This window comes from Promicromonospora sp. MEB111 (assembly GCF_030209445.1).
In the GTDB taxonomy this organism is placed as follows: Bacteria; Actinomycetota; Actinomycetes; order Actinomycetales; family Cellulomonadaceae; genus Promicromonospora.
Genome location: NZ_JARVSD010000019.1, coordinates 1 through 22,895, shown reverse-complemented (window position 1 = coordinate 22,895; position 22,895 = coordinate 1). Strand labels below are relative to the sequence as shown.

Here is a 22,895-nt window from a genome sequence, read left to right as displayed (position 1 = left end):
CCCTCCACGTCAGTCTGGTCTCAGGCGGATCGCACCGCGCGCTCGAACGCGCGGTCGGTGATGGACCGGGCGCCCCGGCCGATGGCCAGTGTGCCGGACTTGACGATCTCACGGACGCCGTACGGTTCCAGCGCCGCGAGGAGCGAGTCGAGCTTCGCGGCCGGTCCGGTGGCCTCGATGACCACGGAGTCCGGCACGACGTCGACCACGCGCGCCCGGAACATCTCGACGACTTCCAGCACCCCGGTTCGGGTGGCGGCGTCGGCCCGCACCTTGACGAGCAGCAGCTCGCGGTGCACTGACGACTCGGGTTCGAGCTCGACGATCTTGATCACGTGGATGAGCTTGTTGAGCTGCTTCGTGACCTGTTCCAGGGGGTGTTCCTCGACGTCGACCACCACGGTGATGCGCGAGATCTCCTCGTGCTCCGTGGGGCCGACGGCCAGGGAGTGGATGTTGAACGCGCGACGGGCGAACAGGCCGGCGACGCGCGTGAGCACGCCGGGCTTGTTCTCCACGAGCACGGACAGGGTGTGCCTCGACATGGGGACGGTCCTCGCTCAGTCTTCTCGGTCCCACGCCGGCGAGATGCCGCGTGCGTACTGGATGTCGTCGTTGCTCACGCCGGCGGCGACCATGGGCCACACCATCGCGTCACGCGAGACGGTGAAGTCCACGACCACGGGCCGGTCGTCGATCTCGTTGGCCCGCTTGATCGCGGCGTCGACGTCGGAGGCCCGCTCCACGCGGATGCCCTCGCAGCCGTACGCGTCGGCGAGCTTGACGAAGTCGGGCACGCGCATGGTGCCGTGGCCGGTGTGCAGGTCGGTGTTGGAGTAGCGCGACTCGTAGAAGAGCGTCTGCCACTGCCGCACCATGCCCAGCGAGCTGTTGTTGATCAACGCCACCTTGATGGGGATGTCGTTGATCGTGCAGGTGGCCAGCTCCTGGTTGGTCATCTGGAAGCAGCCGTCGCCGTCCACGGCCCACACGGTCCGGTCCGGCTCGCCGACCTTGGCGCCCATCGCGGCCGGGATGGAGTAGCCCATCGTCCCGAGGCCGCCGGAGTTGATCCAGGTGTTGGGCCGCTCGTAGCTGATGAACTGCGCGGCCCACATCTGGTGCTGCCCCACGCCCGCGACGTAGATCGCGTCCGGCCCGGTCAGCTCGCCCAGGCGCTGGATCACGTGCTGCGGTGACAGGTGGCCGTCCTCCGGCTGGGAGTAGCCGCGGGGGTAGGTACGGCGCCACTCGTCGAGCTGACGCCACCAGCCCTCGACGTCGGGCTTGCCGTGGGTCTCGTGCTCCTTGGCCAGCTCGGGCAGCAGGTCGCCGATCACCTCGCGGAGGTCACCCACGATCGGGACGTCCGCCTCGCGGTTCTTGCCGATCTCGGCGGGGTCGATGTCCGCGTGGATGATCGCGGCCAGCGGGGCGAAGCTCGACAGCTTGCCGGTCACGCGGTCGTCGAAGCGGGCGCCGAGCGCGAACACGAGGTCCGCCTTCTGCAGCGCGGCCACGGCGGGCACCGTGCCGTGCATGCCGGGCATGCCCAGGTGCTGCGGGTGGCTGTCCGGCACTGCGCCGCGGGCCATCAGCGTGGTCACCACGGGCGCGCCGGACAGGTCCACGAGCTGGCGCAGGAGGTCCGAGGCGCCGGCGCGGATCACGCCGCCGCCGACGTACAGGACCGGCCGGCGGGCCGTGGCCAGCAGCTTCGCGGCCTCGCGGATCTGCTTCGAGTGCGGCTTGGTCACGGGGTGGTAGCCGGGCAGGTTCAGCTCCTGCGGCCACGAGAACGTGGTGCGCGACTGCATCGCCGACTTCGCGATGTCCACGAGCACCGGCCCCGGGCGCCCGGTGGAGGCGATGTGGAACGCCTCCGCGATGGTGCGCGGGATCTCGGCCGGGTCCGTGACCAGGTACGAGTGCTTGGTGATCGGCATCGTGATGCCGACGATGTCCGCCTCCTGGAACGCGTCGGTCCCGATCGCGGAGGCGCCCACCTGGCCGGTGATCGCCACGAGCGGGATCGAGTCCATGTTGGCGTCCGCGATGGGCGTCACCAGGTTGGTGGCGCCGGGGCCCGACGTCGCCATGGTGACGCCGACCCGGCCCGTCGCGTGGGCGTAGCCCGAGGCCGCGTGGCCACCGCCCTGCTCGTGCCGCACGAGGATGTGCCGGAGCTTCGCGGAGTCCATCAGCGGGTCGTAGGTGGGCAGGATCGCGCCGCCGGGAATGCCGAAGACGACCTCCGCCCCGACCTCCTCGAGCGAGCGGACGATCGACTGCGCGCCCGTCACCTCCTCCGGCCCGACGCGCGGTGCGGCGTTCTCGAGCTCGGCCTTGCCGCCTACGCGGGACCGAAGCTCGGTGCGCACCTGGTCACGCGCCTCGGCGCGCGCGGCGATCTGTGCGGGTGTCGGTGTGCCGGTCATGCGGTTCTCCTGCCGTCGCGCCCCGTCGTGGGGCGAAAGCGAGCGTTCGTGACAACAAAAAAACCCCGGGTCCTTTGGTGAAAGGACTGCCAGGGTGAGCGCGCGGACGATGCCTGTGCTGGGGCTTAGGCCGCGCGCTCAGGAAGTACTACAAGAATGATCGTCTGCACGTCACGCACGTTACGCCGAAAAGTCGCCGGTGTCACTCAGCGGGCCAAAGGTCCCACGATCCGAGACACGAGGTCGTCCGGCCCGCAGGATCCCGGGCCTCCCGAGGAACCGGTCCGCCGCGCTCAGCGTACGTCGCGGTGCCGGAACACCACCGAGCCGAGCACGGCCAGCGCCACCGTGATGCCGAGCAGCAGGAGACCGCTGTGCACGTACGGGGCCGCCAGGACCCCGTCGCCGGCGAGCACGGTCCGCGTGCCGCGGACCCACGAGTCCGCGTTGGTGAACGGCAGCCAGTCCCGGACGGCGGACGACGCGCTCAGCGCCACCTGCTCCTCGGCCACGAACCACACCGCCGCGAGCCCGACCGCCACCCACCAGCGCCGCACGAGCACCCCGAGCGCCGCGCCGCCGACCGCGGCGAACACCGCGAGGGCGATCACGCGTACGCCGCTCCACGTCAGCGCCTCCACCAGGTCCGACGGCGGACCGCCGAGCACCCCGGCCCGCGCGTGCGCCCAGTACATGCCGAACCCCAGCAGCGCGCAGGCCGCCGCGATACCGGGCACCACGGCCAGCCCGGCCGCCGCCAGCTTGCTCCAGTAGACGCGGCCGCGGCGGGGCTCGACGGTCAGCAGCGCGCGCGTACCGCCCTGCGCCGCGGGCCCGGTCACCAGCAGCACGCCCGCCACGTAGGCGAGGAACACCGACGTCATCGCGTAGAACGAGATCTGGCCCTGGTCGAGCATCGCCGCGAGCGTGAACGCCTCCGGCTCGAACGCCGTCACCGCGACCGCCAGCGCCACGTGCGCGAGCATCGCCACGGCGATCCACCGGATCGCCGGCCGCACGGCGAACCTGCGCAGCTCGGCCCACAGCAGGCCCATCATCGCCTTCCCTTCGAACGCTTCTTGCTCCGGCCTGGTCCCTGCTGCCCGGGGCGGGGCCGCCCCGTCCCCGCGTCGGTGCGCGGGCCCGGCCTCGGCGCGGCGGCGCCGTCCGGCTCGGCGGCGTCCGGTGCGTCGTCGTCGGTCTCGGCGTCGCCCGGCTCGGTGTCGTCCGGCTCGGGTTCAGCCGGCTCGGCGGTGTCCGGTGCGAGGTCGTCGAGCTCGAGGTCGTCGGGTTCCAGATCCTCCGCCTCGAGCCGCTTCAGCTCGAGGTCGTCGGGTTCCAGATCCTCCGCCTCGAGCCGCTTCAGCTCGAGGTCGTCGGGTTCCAGATCCTCCGCCTCCCGGTCGTCAAGCTCAAGGCCCCCGTCCCGGCCGCCGGACGTCTCCGCCGCGCGCCGGCCCAGGAGCGCCTTGGCGCCCTCCGTGCGGCTCGCGAGCCGGGCCGTCCTGGCGTCGGCGGCCTCCTGCTTCCGGGTGGCCTTCTCGTCGAGGGCGACCTGCTTCGCGTCGACGCGCGCCTGCTCCGCCGCGGCCTTCTCGGCCGCCCTCTGCCGCGCCGCGGCCTCCTTGGCGTCGAGCTCCGCCTGCTTCTGCGCGGCCCGGTCGTCGATCCTCGCCTGCCGCGCGTCCGCCTTGTCCTGCCTGGCATCGGCCTTGTCCTGCTTCGCGGCCGCCCTGGCCTCCGCCGCGGCCTGCTTCTCCGCGGCCTTCGCGTCGGCGGCCGCCTGGCGCTCCGCGAGCCGCGCCTCGGCCGCCGCCTGCTTCTCGGCCACCTTGGCGTCGAACTCCGCCCGCCGCTGAGCGAACCTCGACTGCTTGGGCGGCGCGTCGGCGTCCGCGGGCGCCTCCGCGGTGGCCGCGGCCGTCCCTGGTGTGGCGGAGGGCTTGGCGGCGGAGGACTTCGGCGCGGCCGGCTTCGGCGCGGCCGGCCGAGAACCGGACGGCTTCGGGACGGCGACCTCCGAGCCGGTCGCCTCCGCGCCGGGCTTCGAGCCGGTCGCCTTCGAGCCGGTCGCCTTCGACGCAGCAGGCTTCGACACACCGGGCTTCGGGACACCCGGCTTGGGAGCGTTCGTCTTCGAGGCGCCGGTCTTCGAGGCGCCCGCCTGTGTCGAGACCGACGCCGAGGTGCCCGACACCGAGGCACTCACCTGCGCGACCGCCTTCACCGTGCCGTCCCCCTGCCCGGCAGCCGCGTCCCCGGCACTTACCGCCTCCGGCCCGGCCGACCGTCCCGCCGACCTCCGGTTCTCCTTCGCGGCCGCCCGCTCCGCGCGTGCGGCCTCCTTGGCCGCGGCCCGCGCGTCGATCGCCGCCTGCTTCACCGCGGCCTCCTCGGTCGCCCTCGCCTCGTCCGCCGCCTGCTTCGCGGCCGCCTCCTTGTCCGCCTTGCGCTGGTCGGCGGCCTTCTTCCGCTCCGCCGCCTTCCGCTCCGCGGCCTTGCGGGCCGCTCGCTCCTCGGCGCGGCTCGGCGGTACGGGCGCCGGCGGCACCACGGGACGCAGCCGTCCGACGACGGCGGCCAGGTCCTCCCGCTGCGGCACCAGCTCGCCCGCGAAGAGCTTCTGCTTGGCGAGCGCCCGCGAGATCTCGGCGGGCTCGGCGACGTCGTCGACGTGGAGCGTGTCGCCGTCGGCCCGGACCCTGAACCCCGCGGCCCGCAGGGCCGTGGCGGCCTTGCCCGGCTCGTCGACGCCCACGCGGACGCTCACCCTGGCGTCGCCCAGGAGCTCGGCGGTGCTCCCCTGCGCGAGGATGCGGCCGCCGTCGAGCACCGTGACCGTGTCCGCGATCTGCTGCGCCTCGGTGAGCACGCCGGTCGCGATCAGGACGGTCTTGCCCTGGTCCGCCAGCCGCCGCAGGGCCTGACGGATCTCGCGTGTGCCGACGGCGTCGAGCCCGGCGCTCGGGTCGTCGACGACGAGGAGGTCGGGATCGCGCAGCAGCGCCGCCGCGAGCGCCAGCCGGCGTTCCTCGTCGGGCGAGTAGGTGGCGTAGGCGGCCCTGGCCCGGTCTGCGAGGACCACGCGGGTGAGCACCTCGTCCACGCGGGCGCGCGGCACGGAGGCCGCGCTCGCGAGGAGGGCGAGGTTGCGGCGTCCGCTCAGCCGGCCGTGGAACCCGGGGTCGCCGACGACGGCGCCGATGCGGCCGGCGAGGTCGGGCAGGCCGTCCGGGACATGGGTGCCGAAGATCTTCATGGCGCCGCCGTCCGCGTGGGCGAGGCCGGTGAGCAGGCGCAGCGTGGTGGTCTTGCCCGAGCCCGCGAGGCCGAGGAGCGCGTGCACGCCGCCGGCCGGTACGCGCAGGTCGAGGCCGTCCACGCCCACGGCGCGTCCGCGCACCGACCGGTACGCCTTGCGCAGCCCGAGCGTCTCGATCGCGACGTCGCTCCCTGGAATCACCCGCACAGGGTAGGGCATTCCGGACAGCCTCCCGATGTATCAGGTGCACAGGTCACGGGAGGGACCTGTACGTCTGACACGGGGGCTACCAGCTCATGGCGCCGTGCAGCGACGTCGGCGCCGGGTCCACGCCGAGGCGTTCCCGCAGCACCGTGAGGTCGTAGGTGCGCTCCATCGCGAGGTGGCTGATGGCGTAGCGCGACAGGCGCGGCTCGCGGCCGGTCCACCGCGCCAGTCGCTCCCCCACCCAGGCCAGGGCGTGCGCCAGCCGCAGCGGGATCCCCACCACCTGGACCGGCCGGAACCGGGCGAACATCAGCAGCTCGAGCGTCTCGTCGAGGTCGACCGGGCTGGCGTCGGCCACGTTGGCCACGAGCGGCCGCCCGGCGGCGATCTCGGGCTCGACGTCGGCGTCCAGGGCGGCCCGCACCGCACGGGCCAGCGTGTCGACGTGCGTGAGGTGCTGCCGCACCTTGCCGCCGCCCGGCAGCGGCAGCCAGGCGCCGATCGCCGCGGACTCCAGCCGCGGCAGCAGCGTGGTGTCGCCCGGCCCGTAGACCGCGTGCGGCCGCAGCACGACGACGGGGCCGCGGTCCTCGCGCGCGGCGTCGGCCGCGAGGTACTGCTCGGCAGCGGCCTTGGTGGAGCCGTAGGGGTTCACGTACCCGCGGGCGGGCGCCTCCGCCTCGGTGGCCGCGACGCTCGGCGTCCGGGGGTCGTAGACGCTGCCCGACGACAGGTGGACGAACCGTGCGTCGGGGAAGGTCTCGCGGACCGCGCGGGTGCCCTCGACGTTGACCACCCAGGCCCGGGCATGGCTGCCGCCGTCCCCGACGGACGCGCCGCAGTGCACCACGACGTCGACGTCCTCGGGCCGGTCCTCCTTCGCCAGCGGGCCGTCCCGCAGGTCCCAGAACTGGTGGGAGACCTTGTCGAGCAGCTCGGCGGGTACGCGCGGGACCCGGCGCGAGAACGCGATCACCTCGTGCCCGTGCACGGCGAGGTCCCGCACCACAGCCCCGCCAACAAACCCAGACGAACCGGTCACAGCCACCCTCATGCGCGCACTGTACCCGCGAGAGGTGAAACCAGGTCGACCAGGGCATGACGGTCCGGTTTCCGGGACCGGCCCGCGAGCGGGACGTGCGATGCCTCGACCACCAGGTCGGGCAGGGCGCCGTGGTCCAGGACCCGTCCGACCTGGTCGGCGACGGCCCGGGCGAGCTCGGTGTCCGCCCGGACCGTGGGCGTTCCCGTACCGGGCACCGCGCCCTCGGGGGTCACGACGAGCACCACCCGTTCGTCGCCGTCCGGCATCGGGACGCCGACCATCACGGCGTCGGCCACCCCCGGCAGGTCCCGCAGCCGGGGCTCGAACAGGCCCGGGTAGATGTTCACCGTGCCACGGATGATCATGTCCCGGTTGCGGCCGACCAGCACGATCCGGTCCTCCGCGTCCCGGTAGGCGAGGTCGCCGGTACGGTGCTCGGCGGCCCGCGGCTTGCCGGCGTCGAGGTCGGACAGGTAGCCCGCCATCAGGGACGGCCCGGTCAGCACCAGCTCGCCCACCGCCGGCCCGTCACCGGGTTCGCCCCCGGACGTACCTGACGCCTCGTCCAGGCCGACGACGCCGGTGTCGATGCGGACGCCGATCCCCTCCAACGGACGACCCACGAGGTCGCCCCGCGCGCCGCCGGCACCGGCGCCCGCCGTGCCCCCGGCGCCCGCCGCGCCCCCGGCGCTCGCAGCACCCCCGGCACTCGCCACACCCCCGGCCGCCGCGATCTTCTCGTCCGCCTCGGTCATCGCGGCGGGCAGGATCTCGGTGGCCCCGTACACGGCGATCCAGCGCGTGCCCGGCAGCACTCGGCGGCCCCGCTCCAGCAGCGCGACGGTGACCGGTGCCGCCCCGACCGCCAGCACCGCGGGGCCGACGGCGGGTACCGCGCCGCCGGCCGCAGCCCAGGCCTCCAGGACGTCGAGCAGCGCCGTGACGTCGGCGGGCACCAGGAACGACGAGTCGGCGCCCGCGACGCCGCGCGCGAACGCCGCCGGGTCGTCCTTGGGCGTGCTCGCCGGGATCTCCCACGTGCCGCCCGCGAGCATCGCCGGGAGCCCGAGGAACATCTGGTCGGTGTGCGCTCGCTGACCGGCCCGCAGCGCACCGACCTCCGCGAACAGGCCCAGCATGCCGCCGAGCGTGCCCGCGGTGTGCACCACGGCCTTGGGCTCGGCGGTGGTCCCGGACGTGAAGACGACCAGCGCCTCGGGATCGGCCGCGACCCACCCGGGCCGCGGCGCCGGCTCCGGCGTCGACGCCGGTTCCGACCCCGGCGTCGGCTCCAGCCTTGGCACCGGTCTCCGTACCGCCGCCCGCCGCGCCCCGCGCGGCACCCCGGGCAGCCACCGCCCGGTGTACAGGTGCCGCACGGGCAGCCGGCCGTAGTCCGGGAGCAGCAGCCCGCGCGACCGCGCGATCCCGCGCAGCGGCCCCGACGACGCCGCGTACAGCAGCGCCTCCGTCGCGGCCCACCGCGGCCCCGCCGCCGCGATCCGGGCGGCGAACAGCTCCGGTGTCGAGCCCGGGTCCACGAAGACGACGGAGCCGCCCGCGCGCAGGATCGCGAGGCACAGGACCACGCCCTCGGGCCGGGGCCGGACGCTGAACAGCACCCGGTCACCGGGCCGCAAGCCCTGCGCCCGCAGGCCGGACGCCGTCCGCTCGACGCGCTCGGCGAGGTCGCGGAACGTGACCTCCTCACGCACACGAACGCCGCCCCGGCCGCCGAACCAGCGCAGCGCCACGGCGTCGGGCGTGTCCCGCGCCAGGACGGGCAGGCGCTCCAGGAAGTGGGTCATGTCGTCTCCTTCCCGGGCGATCCCAGGCGCAGCTCCAGCGACCGGTACGCCGGGACCAGCACGCCGCGCGCGGCCCGGCGCCGGCCGACGACGGGCACCCGGCCGTCGGCCGACGCGGCAGCGAGCGCGTCCAGGACGGCGTCCACCTGGGCGATCGCCAGCGGCATGCCGAGGCAGAAGTGCGGCCCCGCACCGAACCACAGGTGCCGCACGGCGGGGTCGACCGGCCGGCCGGGATCGAAGCCGCCGGCGGCCCGGCAGCAGTTGACCGTGGCGATCACCACGCGCTCGCCGGCGGCGACGGGCACCCCGCCCACCGACGCGTTGGCCCGCACCGCGCGCAGCATCGCCGGCGTCGGCACGGTGACGCGCAGCCCTTCCTCGACGGCGCGCCGCCGCACCTGGGCGTCGTCGGCCAGCAGCCGCCCGGTCCACCCGGTGTCGTGCGCGATCGCCAGGAGCCGCGGCACGAACGACTGGACGGTCTCCGTCCCCGTGAGCACGAACGCCCCGACGGCGCCCATCGCCTCGCGCTGGGACAGCCCCAGGTCGCGCATCCGCCCGGGCACCGTCGCCGGGTCGCCGTCGTCGTAGGCGGCGCGGGCGGGCGCCGTCAGCCGCTCCAGCACCGCCCGGGCCCGCGCGACCTGGGACCGCGTGAGGCCGTGCCGGTGCAGCCGCACCATCCCGGTGATCGTCCGGGCGGCCGACATCGCGGAGCGCACGGCGTCGTCCGTCGGCGGCAGCCCCACCATCCCGCAGATCACCGCGCCGGCCTGCGCCGTCACCGCGGCGGCGAGGTCGACGGTCTCCCCCGCGGCCAGCCGCCGCGTCAGGTCCGGCAGCACGCCGCCGCCGTCCGCGGCCCCGGACACCAGCTCCCGCACTGCGCGGGGCGCGAACAGCGGCCCCAGCGCGCGCCGCAGCGCGGCGTGCTCCGCCCCCTCCATGTTGAGCAGCACGGACGGCCCGAGGACCGGCGTCCACAGGTCCGACGGCGCCCCCGGGCCCACCTTCGAGAAGTGGTCCAGGTCGAGCAGCACCTCGCGCGCGACCGCTGCGTCGCTCACCACCACGCCGATGCGCGGGACGCGCACCACGGGCCGGTGCCGCGCGGACCGGAGCGCCGGGTAGGCGAGCGGGTGCGCGGCCCGCTGCACCCGCTCCTCCCAGGGCGCCTCGGGCGCGACGGCCGTCATCGGATGTCCACGACCGCGGGCCGGTAGCGGTGGTCGGCGTACCAGCCGAGGGTGCGCACCAGTCCCCACGCGTGCACGCGGCGCGTCGAGGCGCGCACCCAGACCTCGCGGTGCTCCGCGTACCGGGTGGTCAGCCGGCGCACGGCGTTCACCAGGGCCCGGTCCTCGTGCACGTCCTCGATCCGGGTGCGCGGGAACCCGCCGGCCCGCTCGTACAGGGACGCCGTGATCGCCATGTTGCAGCCGGGCGTCATCACGTACGGCCCCAGGTACCCGTCGTCCCGGTTGCCGGGGCGCACCTTGCCGAACGTGCTGGACGCCCACAGCGCGAACGACAGCACACCCTGCTGGACCCGGGAGACCGGCAGGTCGTCGGTGCGCGGCAGCAGCCGCCCGGCGACCAGCTCGTCGCCCGACGCGAACGCCTGACGCACCGCCCGCGTCCATCCCGGGGGCGGCAGGCAGTCGGCGTCGGTCCGGGCCAGCAGCTCGGCCCCGAGGGCGATGGCGGCCCGCATCCCGGTGTCCGCCGCGGCGCCGGTCCCCTTCTCGGGCTCCGTGACGACCTGCCACCGCAGGCGCCCCCAGTCCGCGATCGCCTTGCGCACCACGTCCGGCGTGCCGTCGGTGGACCCGTTGTCCACCACCACGAGGTCGAAGTCGTCGTCCTCCTGGGCGTGCAGCGCCGCGAGGGTGCGCAGGATCCCGTGCTCGTGCGCCTCGTTCAGCGCGGGCACGACGACGGCGAGGCGGGCTCTGCTCTCTGCCGCGCCTTCGCTGCGCTCCGTCACCACCGGACCACCATCGCCCCCATGCTGATCCCGCCCGCGAGCCCGAGGAGCAGCACCACGTCGCCCCGGCGCAGCCGGCCGGACTCCAGCGCCGTCACGAGCTGCAGCGGCAGGGTCGCCGAGGCCAGGTTGCCGTGGTCGGCCACGGTGACAATCGTGCGGTCGGTCGGCACGCCGAGCGCCGCGTGCACGTCGGCGAGGTAGCCGACCGCGACCTGGTGCACCGCGACGAGCGCGACCTCGTCCATCGTCACGCCGGCCCGCTCCAGCGCCTCGTCGACCGGGCCCGGTCCGAGCGCGAGGAACGCCTCGCGCAGGCGCGACCCGTCGATCTCGAAGTAGCTGCGCTCGGGGTCGCGCGGGTTGAACGTCCCGCCGCCCGGCAGCATGCCCACGTCCCAGTGCTGCGACTCCGCGGTGAACGCCGAGCCGAGGATGCCGGACGGCCGGACCGCGGGCTCGACCAGGCCGGCGAGCTCGGCGGCCAGCTCGTCCTCGAAGCCCGACGGCGCCTCGGTCGCCTCGACGAGCACCGCCGCCCCGGCGTCGGACATCGTGTAGCCGGCCGCGGACAGGGCGTACGTCGACCGGTCGGGCACGTCCCACCGGACGCCGCGCGTCGGCATCTCGCCGGACGCGACCAGCACGCGGCGGTACCGGCCGGTCCCGATGAGGGCCTCGGCCACCTCGATCCCGTTGAGCACGGAGTTGCAGGCGTTCTTGACGTCCATCACCGGCGCCCGCACGCCGAGCTTGGCCGCGGTGATGTGACTGGTGGCGGGCTCGATCATGTCCTGCGTGGCCGAGGCGAAGATCAAAAGGTCCACGTCCTGCGGCCCGAGGCCCGCCCGGTCGAGGAGGGTGCGGGAGGCGGCGACGGCGAGGTCCGAGGCCTGCTGGTCGGCGTCGGCCACGTGGGTCCGGCGCACGCCGGTCAGGCGCGACACCATCGGCAGTCGCGGCGCGACCCTGGGGTTCCTGCGGTGCAGGTCGCGCTCGGCCTCGGCCACGTCGCGGGTGCGTTCGGGCAGGTGGACCGCCACCTCGGCGATCCGGGCGACGGGGTGCGGGACCGGCCGGGGCGACCGCGGGGTCGACGGCGCGGGCTCGGCGGATCGGGCGGGAACCGGGCTCAGCACGGCGGCTGGTTCGGGAAGCACCCGGCACACGTTAGCGGCACCCATCTCGCGCGGAGGAGGGCTAGACGTATGAACGTCTAGGCATGCGATCGACAGGAGCAGCGATGAGCCATGGCACCACGGCTGCCCGTTGTTACCGTGTTCCCATGACTCAGCTCCCCGACTGGATGCGCCCGCCGCGCCCGGAGGGCTGGCTCGCCGAGGACCTGGACATTCTGCCGGACGCTCCCCGCCACACCGAGCTGATCGACGGAGCCCTCGTCTTCATGATGTCCCCACGACGTCGCTGGCACAGCAGCGTCATCTTCGCTCTCCGGTCCGGCCTGACCAGCCAGGCGCCCGAGGGAACCGTCATCGACAGCGAGATGACCGTCCTGCTGGACAAGCACAACCGGCCCGAACCCGACGTGATCGCGTCGACGGCGGCGATCGACGGAGACGCGACCTGGTACGACGCCAAGGACATCGTGCTCGCGATCGAGGTGGTCTCGCCAGAGTCCGAGCACCGCGACAAGGCCGTCATCCCCCACAAGTACGCCGAGGCAGGCATCCGCCACTTCTGGCGCGTCGAGGACGCCGACGGCAACGGGGCGACGACAGTCCATGTCTACGAGCTCGACGACCACACCAGGACCTACGTGCCGACCGGCATCTACCGCGAGACGCTCAAGGTCGACCTGCCGTTCCCGATCGAGCTCGACGTCCAGTCACTGTACGGCTGAGCCGCTCCCCCGCTACCGCCGGGTGCCGCCTACCGCCGCGTGGCGCGGTAGATCTCGCGCACCACGTCCTCGATGTCGGGCTCGGCGATCGACAGGTCCAGCACCTCGGCCCGCTCGGAGATCGCGGCGAGCACCCGCGCCGCCGTCATGCGCTGCGGGTCGAACGCGAACCGCTGCCGCAGGCCGTCCGAGTCGCTCCGGACGTGCTCCGCGCCCGCCACGTCGGTGAGGTCGGGGGTCGCGACGGCGAGGTCGACGACGAGCTCCCGCCGCGCGCCGACCGTACGCGCCAGCCCGTCCAGCGTGCCGTCGAACGCCAGGCGGCCGTGGTCCACGACCAGGATCCGCTCGCAGAGCCGCTCGACGTCGCCCATGTCGTGCGTCGTGAGCAGCAGCGTGGTGCCGTGCTCCCTCCGCTGCGCCACGAGGAACTCGCGCAGGCGCTGCTTGGACAGCACGTCGAGGCCGATCGTCGGCTCGTCGAGGATCACCAGGTCCGGGCGGTGCAGCAGCGCGGCCGCGACCTCGGCCCGCATACGCTGCCCCAGCGAGAGCTGCCGCACGGGCGTCGCCAGGAACTCCTCCATCTCCAGCATGTCCACCAGCTCGGCGGTGCGGGCGCGCTCGTCGGCCGCGGTCAGGGAATGGATCGCGGCCAGGATCGAGAACGACTCCCGCACCGGCAGGTCCCACCAGAGCTGCGAGCGCTGCCCGAACACCACGCCGATCCGGCGGGCGAGCGCGCGCCGCTGCTTCAACGGGTGCAGCCCCATGGTCGTCACGGTGCCGCTCGTGGGCACCAGGATGCCGACGAGCATCTTGATCGTGGTCGACTTCCCGGCCCCGTTCGCGCCGATGTAGCCCACGGACTCGCCCGCCTCGACGGTCAGGTCGAGACCGTCGACGGCGACGTGCCGCGAGCGCCGCAGCCGGTTCCCCCGGTCCGGCCGCCCGGTGAACACCCGGGTCAGGCCCTCGGTCTCGATGACGTTCATCCGCCCGCTCCTCGGTAGTGACGAAGGCCCCAGCGCCAGGACAGCCCCGCGACGACGACCGCCCAGACCGCGGCGACCGGTGCGCACCAGCCCAGCCAGACCGGCAGACCCGCGACGCCCGGCACGCCGAGCAGCGTGGAGACCGGCAGGAACGCCGCGAACGCCACGGGGAAGACGGCGCCGAAGACCACCAGCAGGCTGCGCGGCCACACGCTCGTGGGCTGCGTGGCCGCGTACCGGCCGCCGTACACGAACGCGTTGGTCATCTCGGCGCCGTTGACGAGGAAGAACTGCAGCCCGGCCGCGGTGACGAACTGCGCGGTGAAGATGACGAACCCGCAGACCAGCGCCAGGACCACCAGACCGACCGCGCCCGCGGTCCACTCGATGTCGTTGAGCACCAGGCCGACCGTGAGCGACGTGGCGCCCACCAGGCAGCGCCCGATGCGGCGCAGGCTGAGGTCGCTCGTGACGAGCTGCGCCAGCACCGGCTGCGGGCGCAGGAAGAACACGTCGAGCGTGCCCGCGCGGACGTACAGCGGCAGGTTGTCGCAGTGCCCGGCCACCAGGTCGGCGAGGGAGAAGGCGAGGTCGGACAGGCCGAACACGAGCATGATCTGCGCGAGCGTGAACCCGCCGATCTGGTCCGTCGCCGAGTAGAGCACCCAGATCTCGCCGAACTCGATGATGCCGACGAGTAGTGCGCCGACGAGGTCCATGCGAAAGCTCGCGCGGTGGCTCGCCTGCGAGCGCGCCCGGCTGGCCACGACGGCCCGGTAGGCGCGAAGTGCCTCAGCCACCCTGCACCTCCAGCCTGCGGCGTCCGGCCCGCGTGCTCAGGTGCCCGACGGCGAGCACGATCGCGAGCCACAGCGCCTGCACGCCGAGGTGCTGCCAGGCCGCCACACCGGTGACCTGGCCGGAGAGCACGTCGACCGGGAGCTGCATCATCGACGGGAACGGCGTGAGCAGCGCGAGGGTCAGCAGCCAGTCCGGGAAGAGGTAGATCGGCGTGTAGAGGCCGGCGAACAGCCCCGAGAACGACAGGTAGAACACGGCGACGCCGCGGGACTCCACGAGCCAGAAGCCCGACGTCCCCACGGCGTAGATGCAGGCGTGCGAGACGGCGATGCCGAGCAGCAGGCTGATCAGGCCGAGCGCGTACGCGCTCGGGTCGGACGGCAGCACCATGCCGCCGATCGCGACCCCGATCAGCACGCTCGGCAGCCCTCGCGGCAGCAGGCCGAACAGCCCCTTGCCGACGTCGGTCAGCACGTGGGAGGCCTGGACGCTCACGGGCCGCAGGAAGTCGACGGCGACGTCGCCGGACTTGATCCGGGTCTGCAGGTCGCTGCCGCCCCACAGGTTCACCGACCCGAGCAGCCCCTGCCCCAGCCAGACGAACGCGGCCATGCTGCCCGCCGTGTACCCGGCCAGCTCACCGCCCGAGCTCTCGACCGCGGCCCCCATGATCGAGCCCTTGAGCACGCCGAACGTCGCGTTGGCGACCAGGCCGGCGAGAGTCGCGAGCGGGTAGGCCGACTGCCCGCGGAAGCCCGCCAGGAGGAACCGCCAGTAGGGGTTCCGGGCGGGTGGGGTGAGCGGGCGCACAAGCGCGAGACGTTACCCATTCCCGAGCCGGAGTTCATCCTCTTTTCCGGGTGCATTCCTCGGGTGTGTCAGAACTCGCCCTGCCAGGTGCAGACGCAGGCCTCGTTGCCCTCGGCGTCGGCCAGCACCCACCACGACGGGGCGTACTTGTCCGTGACGAGCCGCCCGCCGGCAGCGACCGCCTCCGCCACCCGCGCCTCGGCCAGGTCGTGCGGCACCCAGACGTCCACGTGGATGCGGTTGCGCTGCTCCCGGTGCTCGTCGGTCTGCTGGAACCAGAACATCGGCTGGCGTCCGTCCCGGTCGAGCAGCCGACCGGCCGCGGTGTTCCCACCGCGGTACGGCTGCGCCTCGTGACCCAGCACCGCCTGCCAGAAGGCCTGGGCGGCGGGCCCGACCACGGCGTCGATCGCGATCGCCACCTCGCGCAGCCCGGACACGTCCGCCGCGACGCCGACGTTGCGGGCCGCGGCCGAGATCGCCCGCGCCAGCGCGAGGTCCCGCTCGGACAGCCCGCCGATGTCGTGCGACCAGGTCCGCACCGTCACGCTCCCGTAGCGCAGGTCGACGTCGGGATGGTGGTTGGCGGACTCGGCGAGCTCACCGATGCGGGCGACCAGCACCAGCCCGGTGGCGAACGAACCGGTGGTGAAGCGCGCGAGCGCCGCGTCGTGGAGCACCCGCCAGTCGTCCGTGCCTTCTGCCGCGGTGAACTCGGCAGCGGTGATCGCGTCGCTCATGGGTAGTGCCTTCCCTCGTACGTCCAGTCGTCCGGGTCCCACCACCATGGCACGAGACTCCGACACCCGACAGGCCCTCGGCGTCGCCGCTCGTCAGTGCGTCGCCCGACGGCGGACCCGGCGCGGGTCCGCCGTCAGGCGACGGCGTCAGCCGCGCCGCAGGCGCGCGACGTCGCGCACGGCCCCGCGGTCGGCCGACGTCGCCAGGGCCGCGTAGGCCTGCAGCGCCGGGGACACGTACCGGTCGCGGGCGACGGGCTGCCACGGCCGCTCGGACGACTCCATCTTGGCGCGCCGCTCGGCGAGCACCTCGTCCGGCACGTTGATGCGGATCATCCGGGTGTCGACGTCGATCTCGATCTCGTCGCCGTCCTCGACCAGGCCGATGGTGCCGCCCGCCGCGGCCTCCGGCGAGACGTGCCCCACGGAGATGCCGCTGGACCCGCCGGAGAACCGGCCGTCCGTGATGAGGGCGACCACCTTGCCCAGCCCGCGGCCCTTGATGTACGAGGTCGGGTAGAGCATCTCCTGCATGCCCGGCCCGCCGGACGGCCCCTCGTAGCGCACGACGACGACGTGGCCCGGCTCGACCTGCTTGGTCAGGATCTTCTCGACGGCCTCGTCCTGCGACTCGCAGACGAGCGCCTTGCCCACGAAGTGGAAGACGTCGGGGTCGACGCCCGCCGTCTTGAACACGGCGCCGTCCTCGGCGAGGTTGCCGCGCAGCACGGCCAGCCCGCCCTCGACGGTGTACGCGTGCTCGATGTCGCGGATGCAGCCGCCCGCGCCGTCGGTGTCGAGCGTCTCCCACTGGTTGTTCGTGGAGAACGCCTTGGTGGTGCGCACGCCGCCCGGCGCCGCGTGGAACAGGCCGAGCGCCCGGTCGGTGGCCTTGCCGCCGCGGACGTCCCAGTCGTCGAGCCAGGCGCGCAGCGTGGGCGTGTGCACCGAGGTGACGTCGTGGTCCAGCAGGCCGCCGCGGTCGAGCTCGCCCAGCAGCGCGGGGATGCCGCCCGCCCGGTGGACGTCCTCCATGTGGTAGTCCGGGTGGTTGGGCGCCACCTTGGACAGGCACGGCACCCGGCGGCTGATGTCCTCGATGTCGGCGAGCGTGAAGTCGACCTCGGCCTCCTGGGCGGCGGCGAGGACGTGCAGCACCGTGTTGGTGGAGCCGCCCATGGCCACGTCGAGCGCCATCGCGTTCGCGAACGCCGCCTTGGTGGCGATCCCGCGGGGCGCCGCGGAGTCGTCCTCGTCCTCGTAGTACCGGCGGGCCAGGTCCACGATGGTGCGGCCGGCCTCCAGGAACAGCTCCTTGCGAGCGGCGTGCGTCGCCAGCGTCGAGCCGTTGCCGGGCAGGGACAGCCCCAGCGCCTCGGTGAGGCAGTTCATCGAGTTCGCGGTGAACATGCCGGAGCACGAGCCGCACGTGGGGCACGCGTTCTCCTCGACCAGGCCGAGCGCGGCGTCGTCCACGTTCTCGTCCGCCGAGTAGTTGATCGCGTTGATGAGGTTCAGCGGCGTCTTCGCGACGCCGTTCGCCACCACCGCCTTGCCGGCCTCCATGGGGCCGCCCGACACGAAGATCACCGGGATGTTCAGCCGCAGCGCGGCGTTGAGCATGCCCGGCGTGATCTTGTCGCAGTTGGAGATGCAGACGAGGGCGTCGGCGGTGTGTGCCTGGACCATGTACTCCACGGAGTCCGCGATCAGGTCGCGGCTCGGCAGGGAGTAGAGCATGCCGGCGTGGCCCATCGCGATGCCGTCGTCGACGGCGATGGTGTTGAACTCCTTCGCGACGCCGCCGGCCTCGCGGATGGCCGAGGCCACGAGGTCGCCCATGTCCTTGAGGTGTACGTGCCCCGGTACGAACTGCGTGTACGAGTTCGCGATCGCGATGATCGGCTTCCCGAAGTCCTCGGAACCCATGCCGGTGGCGCGCCAGAGCGCGCGGGCTCCGGCCATGTTGCGGCCGTGGGTGGACGTCCGGGAGCGCAGGGGACGACTCATGACTGTTCAGCTCCTTCGATGCTGGGTGGCCGTGCGCGATGCGGGCGAACGGCCTCGTCACGCTACCTCCGGTCCGCCGGGACCGACAGGCGGCGTCCACAGGGTGACCCCCTCACGGTCGTGCACCCCGTCCCAGAGGGCCGGGACGCGGGACTCTCACCCCTGGGGAAAATTCGCCCGGTGCCGTACCGTCGTAGCAGGAGGCCGCAAGGAGGCGGTCTCCGCCGTGCACTCGATGGAGGTATCCCGATGCGAGTGACAGAGGCACTGCGCCGCAAGGGTGGCTCCGTGGTCACCATCTCCAAGGACCGGAGCGTGCGCGACCTGCTCGCCCTCCTCGCCGAGCACCGTATCGGCGCGGTCGTGGTGTCCGACGACGGCGTCACCGTCGACGGCATCGTCAGCGAGCGCGACGTCGTGCGCAGGCTGCACTCGGACGGGGACGACATCCTGGACGGCACCGTCGAGGCGATCATGACGGTCGCCGTGCACACCTGCGGCCCCGACGCCACGCTCGACGAGCTCATGCCCGTGATGACGGAGCACCGGGTGCGGCACGTGCCGGTGCTCGTGGACGCCCGGCTCACGGGGATCGTGAGCATCGGCGACGTGGTCAAGCACCGGATCGCCGAGGTGCAGGCCGAGCGGGACCAGCTCACCGCCTACATCACCGGCGGCCCCTGACCGTCGAGCGGTCAGGGGCCGCCGGGGCGCCGTCCGGGAATCCGGTCCCGGGCGACTCAGTCGTGCAGCGCCCGGTACTCGTCCTCGAGGATGCTCATCACGATGGCGTCCGCCCACGTGTCGCCGTCACGGTAGATGTCCCGCAGGCGGCCCTCCTCGCGGAAGCCGAGCGACTCGTAGAGGGTCTGGGCGCGCGGGTTGATGCTGAGCACGTCCAGGCTCACCCGGTGCAGTCGCGGGCCCGGTGCGTCCTCGACGCCGTCGAACGCAAAGTGCAGCACCTCCTGGATGGCTTCGCGGCCGTACCCGCGCCCCCGGTAGTTCGGCAGGAGCTGGAGCCGCAGGTTCGCCGAGCCGACGGTCTCGTCGAGGTCGTTCAGCACGATCTCGCCGATCATGTCGTCGCTGATCGGCTTGCCGTCCCGCATCGCGGCCGGGCAGATCGCCCAGTCGTACCGGCCGGGCCGGTCGCTGACGGTACGCGCCCACTCGTCGATCTGGTCGCGCGTGAAGACGGCGGTGGTACCGGTCAGGCGGGTGCCCTCCGGGTCCTGGACCGCCTCCCACAGACGCTCCGAGTCGCGTGCCTCGATCGGCCGCAACCGCACCATGTCGCCGTGCAGGTGGGGTCCGCGGGTCACCGGCCCGGCCTCGCACCCCGGGACGTCACCGCGGCTCGCGACGTCACTGCCCGATCCGATCCAGCACCAGCTCCCGCACCCGCTTGGCGTCGGCCTGGCCCTTGGTCGCCTTCATGACGGCGCCGATGATCGCGCCGACCGGACCCTGGTTGCCACCACGGACCTTCTCGACGATGTCGGGCTGAGCCGCCAGCGCCTCGTCGATCGCGGTGAGCAGCGCGCCGTCGTCGGACACGACCTCGAGGCCGCGGGCCGCGACGACCGCCTCCGGGTCACCCTCGCCGGCGAGCACGCCGTCGAGCACCTGGCGGGCGATCTTGTCGTTGATGCGGCCGGACTCCACGAGCTGCTGGAGCTGCGCGATCTGCGCCGGCGTGACGGACAGGTCCGCGAGCGAGAGCTCGTCCTGCTTGGCACGGCGGGCCAGCTCGCCCATCCACCACTTGCGGGCGCCCGCGGCGCTCGTGCCGGCGGCGACCGTCGCCTCGATGAGGTCGATGGCGCCGGCGTTGACCACGTCGCGCATCTCGGCGTCGGCGTACCCCCACTCGCCCTGGAGCCGGCGCCGGCGCGCGACCGGCAGCTCCGGGAGCGTCGCCCGGATCTCCTCGACCCACTCGCGGCTCGGGGCCACGGGCACCAGGTCGGGCTCGGGGAAGTACCGGTAGTCCTCGGCGTCCGACTTCACGCGGCCCGACGACGTGGTGCCGTCCTCCTCGTGGAAGTGCCGCGTCTCCTGGATCACCGGCAGGCCGGCGTCGAGCACGCCCGCCTGGCGGGACACCTCGTAGCGCACGGCGCGCTCGACCGAGCGGAACGAGTTCACGTTCTTGGTCTCGGTGCGCGTGCCCAGGGGCGACTCGGGCGTCGGCCGCAGCGACAGGTTCACGTCCGCGCGGACGTTGCCCCGCTCCATGCGGGCCTCGGAGACCCCCAGCGAGCGGAAGATGTCGCGCAGCGTCTGCACGTAGGCCCGGGCCACCTCGGGGGCCCGGTCGCCGACGCCCTCGATGGGCCGCGTGACGATCTCCACGAGCGGGATGCCGGCGCGGTTGTAGTCCACCAGCGAGTACTCGGCGCCCTGGATGCGGCCGGTCGAGCCACCCACGTGGGTGTTCTTGCCGGCGTCCTCCTCCATGTGCGCGCGCTCGATCTCGACGCGGAACACCGCGCCGTCCTCCAGCTCGACGTCGATCCAGCCGTCGTAGGCGATCGGCTCGTCGTACTGCGACGTCTGGAAGTTCTTGGGGACGTCCGGGTAGAAGTAGTTCTTGCGCGCGAACCGGCAGCTCTCGGCGATGCTGCAGTTGAGCGCGAGGCCGATGCGGATCGCGTACTCGACGGCCTTGCCGTTGACCACGGGCAGAGCGCCCGGCAGCCCGAGGCTGACCGGGGTCACCTGGGTGTTGGGCTCGCCGCCGTACTCGACCTCGGCCGCGCAGAACATCTTGGTGAGCGTGCCGAGCTCCACGTGCACCTCGATGCCCAGCACCGGGTCGTAGCGGCGGACGGCGTCCTCGTAGGCGACCAGGCTGGTGGCCGTGGCGGTCGACGGTGCGGTCATCGGGCGAGCTCCGTGGTCTTGAGTTCGGGTGCCTTGTTCAGGAGGGGGCCGCCCCAGGCGTTCTCGAGGGCCGCCTCGAGGGCGGCGCCCACGCGGTACAGCCGGTCGTCCGCCTTGGCGGGGGCCAGGATCTGGAAACCTGATGGCAGGCCGGCGCCCCCTCCGGCGGGCTCTGCCAGGCCGTTCGGCAGCGACATGCCGGGCACGCCGGCGAGGTTCGCCGGGATGGTCGCGACGTCGTTGAGGTACATCGCCAGCGGGTCGTCGAGCTTCTCGCCGAACTTGAACGCCGTGGTCGGCGCCGTGGGCGAGACCAGCACGTCGGCCTGCTCGAACGCGGCCGCGAAGTCGCGCTGGATCAGCGTGCGGACCTTCTGCGCGCTGCCGTAGTAGGCGTCGTAGTAGCCCGCGGACAGGGCATACGTGCCGAGGATGACGCGGCGCTTGACCTCGTCGCCGAAACCGGCGCCGCGCGTGGCGCCCATGACGCGCTCCGCGGTGACCGGGCCCTCGGCCGGCTCGACGCGCAGGCCGAAGCGCATGCCGTCGAACTTGGCCAGGTTGCTGGACGCCTCGGCGGGCATGATCAGGTAGTACGCGTCGAGCGCGTAGGTGAAGCTGGGGCACGAGACCTCGACGATCTCGGCGCCGAGCGCGCGCAGCTGGTCGAGCGACTCCTCGAACCGCGCGGACACGCCCGCCTGGTAGCCCTCGCCGGAGAGCTCCTTGACGACACCGACACGCAGACCCTTCAGGTCGCCCTTGGCGCCCAGCTCTGCGGCGGCGACGACGCCGGGGACCGGCTCGTTGATCGACGTCGAGTCGTGGTGGTCGTACCCGCCGATCAGCTCGTGCAGCAGCGCGGCGTCGAGCACGGTACGGGTCACGGGGCCGGCCTGGTCGAGCGACGACGCCATGGCGATGAGGCCGTAGCGGGAGACGCCGCCGTAGGTGGGCTTGACCCCGACGGTGCCGGTGACGGCGCCGGGCTGGCGGATGGAACCGCCGGTGTCGGTGCCGATCGCCAGGGGGGCCTCGAAGCCCGCCACTGCCGCGGCGGAGCCACCGCCGGACCCGCCGGGGATCCGGTCGAGGTCCCAGGGGTTCCTGGTGTTGCCGAACGCCGAGTGCTCCGTCGAGGAGCCCATGGCGAACTCGTCCATGTTGGTCTTGCCGAGGATCGGCAGGCCCGCGGCCTTGATGCGCTCCACGAGGGTCGCGTCGTACGGCGGGACCCAGCCCTCGAGGATCTTCGACCCCGCGGTGGTGGGCAGGCCCTTGGTCACCACGACGTCCTTGACCGCGATGGGCACGCCGGCGAGCGGGTGCAGCTCCTCGCCGGCGGCGCGCTTCGCGTCGACCTCGGCGGCCGTGGCCAGCGCCTCCGCGGAGGAGACGTGCAGGAACGCGTGCAGGTCGCCGTCGACGGCCGCGATGCGGTCCAGGTGGGCCTGCGTGGCCTCGACGCTGGTGAGGTCCTTGCTACCGAGCGCGGACGCGAGGTCGGACGCGCTCAGCCGGGTGATGTCGTTCGTCATGTCGCTGGTACCCATCTCACTCTTCGCCAAGGATCTGCGGGACGGCGAACCGGCCGTTCTCCTGCTGCGGGGCTCCGGCCAGGACGTCCTCGACCGGCAGCGGGGCCTCGGGTACGTCGTCTCGGAACACGTTCGTCAGCGGGAGCGGGTGGCTCGTAGCGGGCACGTCTGCGGTGGCGACCTCGCTGATGCGAGCGACGGACTCGACGATCACGTCGAGCTCACCGGCGAGGCGGTCGACCTCGTCCTGTCGCAGATCGATCCGTGCCAGCGCAGCCACGCGCGCGACCTCGTCGCGGGAGATGGTGGACATGGCCGCCAGTCTAGTCGCCGGACGGCGTCAGCTCGCCCGGATCCCCGCCCGTCGCGTGTGAAATCTTCCCCGGGAATGCCGAAAGGGGGTGGGGTTCCGAGATAGTCGACCAGCTGGTCGACTATCTCGGAACCCCACCCCCTGTCGGGAATGGTTGTCCGGCGGCGTCCTACTCTCCCACCCCGTCA

At 73.3% G+C, this 22,895-nt stretch carries 20 protein-coding genes; 2 read left to right on the top strand and 18 right to left on the bottom strand.

Going from position 1 to position 22,895, the window contains the following annotated elements:
• Positions 1 to 20 precede the first annotated feature (20 nt).
• The 9 genes from ilvN to QRN56_RS22650 all read right to left on the bottom strand — a co-directional run bounded on the left by ilvN (position 21) and on the right by QRN56_RS22650 (position 11,910).
• Positions 21 to 545 carry an acetolactate synthase small subunit gene (gene ilvN, locus QRN56_RS22690; RefSeq protein ID WP_020013644.1) on the bottom strand — a complete coding sequence of 175 codons (525 nt, stop codon included), beginning with the start codon at positions 543 to 545 and terminating at the stop codon, positions 21 to 23.
• 15 nt (positions 546 to 560) lie between these two features.
• Positions 561 to 2,438, bottom strand: a complete 1,878-nt coding sequence (locus QRN56_RS22685) for an acetolactate synthase large subunit (RefSeq protein ID WP_285107121.1) — start codon at positions 2,436 to 2,438, stop codon at positions 561 to 563.
• Positions 2,439 to 2,731: 293 nt separating this feature from the next.
• Complete coding sequence (locus QRN56_RS22680) at positions 2,732 to 3,496, bottom strand: hypothetical protein (RefSeq protein ID WP_285107119.1); 765 nt, start codon at positions 3,494 to 3,496, stop codon at positions 2,732 to 2,734.
• On the bottom strand, positions 3,493 to 5,901 hold the full coding sequence (locus tag QRN56_RS22675; RefSeq protein ID WP_285107117.1) for an ATP-binding cassette domain-containing protein: 2,409 nt from the start codon (positions 5,899 to 5,901) through the stop codon (positions 3,493 to 3,495). Before QRN56_RS22675 ends, QRN56_RS22680 begins: the two co-directional genes overlap by 4 nt.
• An 85-nt stretch (positions 5,902 to 5,986) precedes the next feature.
• Complete coding sequence (locus QRN56_RS22670; RefSeq protein WP_285107115.1) at positions 5,987 to 6,961, bottom strand: NAD-dependent epimerase/dehydratase family protein; 975 nt, start codon at positions 6,959 to 6,961, stop codon at positions 5,987 to 5,989.
• Complete coding sequence (locus tag QRN56_RS22665; RefSeq protein ID WP_285107113.1) at positions 6,958 to 8,760, bottom strand: class I adenylate-forming enzyme family protein; 1,803 nt, start codon at positions 8,758 to 8,760, stop codon at positions 6,958 to 6,960. The genes QRN56_RS22670 and QRN56_RS22665 overlap by 4 nt, the downstream gene beginning before the upstream one ends.
• Positions 8,757 to 9,959 carry a cytochrome P450 gene (locus QRN56_RS22660; RefSeq protein WP_285107111.1) on the bottom strand — a complete coding sequence of 401 codons (1,203 nt, stop codon included), beginning with the start codon at positions 9,957 to 9,959 and terminating at the stop codon, positions 8,757 to 8,759. The genes QRN56_RS22665 and QRN56_RS22660 overlap by 4 nt, the downstream gene beginning before the upstream one ends.
• A complete protein-coding gene (locus QRN56_RS22655) occupies positions 9,956 to 10,750 on the bottom strand; it encodes a glycosyltransferase family 2 protein (protein ID WP_285107109.1) in 795 nt (264 codons plus the stop codon). The genes QRN56_RS22660 and QRN56_RS22655 overlap by 4 nt, the downstream gene beginning before the upstream one ends.
• On the bottom strand, positions 10,747 to 11,910 hold the full coding sequence (locus QRN56_RS22650) for a 3-oxoacyl-ACP synthase III family protein (protein WP_285107107.1): 1,164 nt from the start codon (positions 11,908 to 11,910) through the stop codon (positions 10,747 to 10,749). Before QRN56_RS22650 ends, QRN56_RS22655 begins: the two co-directional genes overlap by 4 nt.
• Positions 11,911 to 12,035: 125 nt before the next feature.
• Between QRN56_RS22650 and QRN56_RS22645 the strand changes: the two genes are divergently transcribed.
• Entirely contained in the window at positions 12,036 to 12,611 is a 576-nt protein-coding gene (locus QRN56_RS22645) for a Uma2 family endonuclease (RefSeq protein ID WP_285107105.1), read from the top strand.
• 29 nt (positions 12,612 to 12,640) lie between these two features.
• Here QRN56_RS22645 and QRN56_RS22640 read toward each other — a convergent pair whose 3' ends face one another.
• The 5 genes from QRN56_RS22640 to ilvD form a co-directional block, all read right to left on the bottom strand.
• The gene (locus tag QRN56_RS22640) at positions 12,641 to 13,606 is read right to left on the bottom strand and encodes an ABC transporter ATP-binding protein (RefSeq protein ID WP_285107103.1); all 966 of its coding nucleotides are present in this window, start codon (positions 13,604 to 13,606) and stop codon (positions 12,641 to 12,643) included.
• On the bottom strand, positions 13,603 to 14,406 hold the full coding sequence (locus tag QRN56_RS22635; protein ID WP_285107101.1) for an ABC transporter permease: 804 nt from the start codon (positions 14,404 to 14,406) through the stop codon (positions 13,603 to 13,605). Before QRN56_RS22635 ends, QRN56_RS22640 begins: the two co-directional genes overlap by 4 nt.
• Positions 14,399 to 15,217: an ABC transporter permease gene (locus tag QRN56_RS22630; protein ID WP_285107099.1), complete on the bottom strand. Its 819-nt coding sequence runs from the start codon at positions 15,215 to 15,217 to the stop codon at positions 14,399 to 14,401. Before QRN56_RS22630 ends, QRN56_RS22635 begins: the two co-directional genes overlap by 8 nt.
• 68 nt (positions 15,218 to 15,285) lie before the next feature.
• Entirely contained in the window at positions 15,286 to 15,957 is a 672-nt protein-coding gene (locus QRN56_RS22625) for a 4a-hydroxytetrahydrobiopterin dehydratase (RefSeq protein ID WP_285107097.1), read from the bottom strand.
• Positions 15,958 to 16,104: 147 nt separating this feature from the next.
• Positions 16,105 to 17,967 carry a dihydroxy-acid dehydratase gene (gene ilvD, locus QRN56_RS22620; RefSeq protein WP_285107095.1) on the bottom strand — a complete coding sequence of 621 codons (1,863 nt, stop codon included), beginning with the start codon at positions 17,965 to 17,967 and terminating at the stop codon, positions 16,105 to 16,107.
• 249 nt (positions 17,968 to 18,216) lie between these two features.
• On the opposite strand from ilvD, the gene QRN56_RS22615 reads away from it, so the two are divergent.
• Positions 18,217 to 18,651 carry a CBS domain-containing protein gene (locus QRN56_RS22615; protein WP_285107093.1) on the top strand — a complete coding sequence of 145 codons (435 nt, stop codon included), beginning with the start codon at positions 18,217 to 18,219 and terminating at the stop codon, positions 18,649 to 18,651.
• A gap of 56 nt (positions 18,652 to 18,707) precedes the next feature.
• Here the strand turns inward: QRN56_RS22615 and QRN56_RS22610 are convergent, their stop codons facing one another.
• From QRN56_RS22610 to gatC, 4 genes are read right to left on the bottom strand one after another with little or no spacing between them, the layout of a single operon-like run.
• Entirely contained in the window at positions 18,708 to 19,292 is a 585-nt protein-coding gene (locus QRN56_RS22610; RefSeq protein ID WP_285107091.1) for a GNAT family N-acetyltransferase, read from the bottom strand.
• Positions 19,293 to 19,335: 43 nt separating this feature from the next.
• A complete protein-coding gene (gene gatB / locus QRN56_RS22605) occupies positions 19,336 to 20,856 on the bottom strand; it encodes an Asp-tRNA(Asn)/Glu-tRNA(Gln) amidotransferase subunit GatB (RefSeq protein ID WP_285107089.1) in 1,521 nt (506 codons plus the stop codon).
• A complete protein-coding gene (gene gatA / locus QRN56_RS22600) occupies positions 20,853 to 22,409 on the bottom strand; it encodes an Asp-tRNA(Asn)/Glu-tRNA(Gln) amidotransferase subunit GatA (RefSeq protein WP_285107087.1) in 1,557 nt (518 codons plus the stop codon). Before gatA ends, gatB begins: the two co-directional genes overlap by 4 nt.
• A 1-nt stretch (position 22,410) precedes the next feature.
• Positions 22,411 to 22,707, bottom strand: a complete 297-nt coding sequence (gatC, locus tag QRN56_RS22595; RefSeq protein WP_285107085.1) for an Asp-tRNA(Asn)/Glu-tRNA(Gln) amidotransferase subunit GatC — start codon at positions 22,705 to 22,707, stop codon at positions 22,411 to 22,413.
• Positions 22,708 to 22,895: the final 188 nt, after the last annotated feature.

What these genes read in the sequence shown, in the direction of transcription:
- QRN56_RS22685 (WP_285107121.1), bottom strand. Translation starts at nt 2,438, where the DNA reads ATGACCGGCACACCGACACCCGCACAGATCGCCGCGCGCGCCGAGGCG.
- ilvN (WP_020013644.1), bottom strand. Translation starts at nt 545, where the DNA reads ATGTCGAGGCACACCCTGTCCGTGCTCGTGGAGAACAAGCCCGGCGTG.
- QRN56_RS22665 (WP_285107113.1), bottom strand. Translation starts at nt 8,760, where the DNA reads ATGACCCACTTCCTGGAGCGCCTGCCCGTCCTGGCGCGGGACACGCCC.
- QRN56_RS22640 (WP_285107103.1), bottom strand. Translation starts at nt 13,606, where the DNA reads ATGAACGTCATCGAGACCGAGGGCCTGACCCGGGTGTTCACCGGGCGG.
- QRN56_RS22615 (WP_285107093.1), top strand. Translation starts at nt 18,217, where the DNA reads ATGCGAGTGACAGAGGCACTGCGCCGCAAGGGTGGCTCCGTGGTCACC.
- QRN56_RS22660 (WP_285107111.1), bottom strand. Translation starts at nt 9,959, where the DNA reads ATGACGGCCGTCGCGCCCGAGGCGCCCTGGGAGGAGCGGGTGCAGCGG.
- gatC (WP_285107085.1), bottom strand. Translation starts at nt 22,707, where the DNA reads ATGTCCACCATCTCCCGCGACGAGGTCGCGCGCGTGGCTGCGCTGGCA.
- gatB (WP_285107089.1), bottom strand. Translation starts at nt 20,856, where the DNA reads ATGACCGCACCGTCGACCGCCACGGCCACCAGCCTGGTCGCCTACGAG.
- QRN56_RS22645 (WP_285107105.1), top strand. Translation starts at nt 12,036, where the DNA reads ATGACTCAGCTCCCCGACTGGATGCGCCCGCCGCGCCCGGAGGGCTGG.
- QRN56_RS22625 (WP_285107097.1), bottom strand. Translation starts at nt 15,957, where the DNA reads ATGAGCGACGCGATCACCGCTGCCGAGTTCACCGCGGCAGAAGGCACG.
- QRN56_RS22680 (WP_285107119.1), bottom strand. Translation starts at nt 3,496, where the DNA reads ATGATGGGCCTGCTGTGGGCCGAGCTGCGCAGGTTCGCCGTGCGGCCG.
- ilvD (WP_285107095.1), bottom strand. Translation starts at nt 17,967, where the DNA reads ATGAGTCGTCCCCTGCGCTCCCGGACGTCCACCCACGGCCGCAACATG.
- QRN56_RS22670 (WP_285107115.1), bottom strand. Translation starts at nt 6,961, where the DNA reads ATGAGGGTGGCTGTGACCGGTTCGTCTGGGTTTGTTGGCGGGGCTGTG.
- gatA (WP_285107087.1), bottom strand. Translation starts at nt 22,409, where the DNA reads ATGGGTACCAGCGACATGACGAACGACATCACCCGGCTGAGCGCGTCC.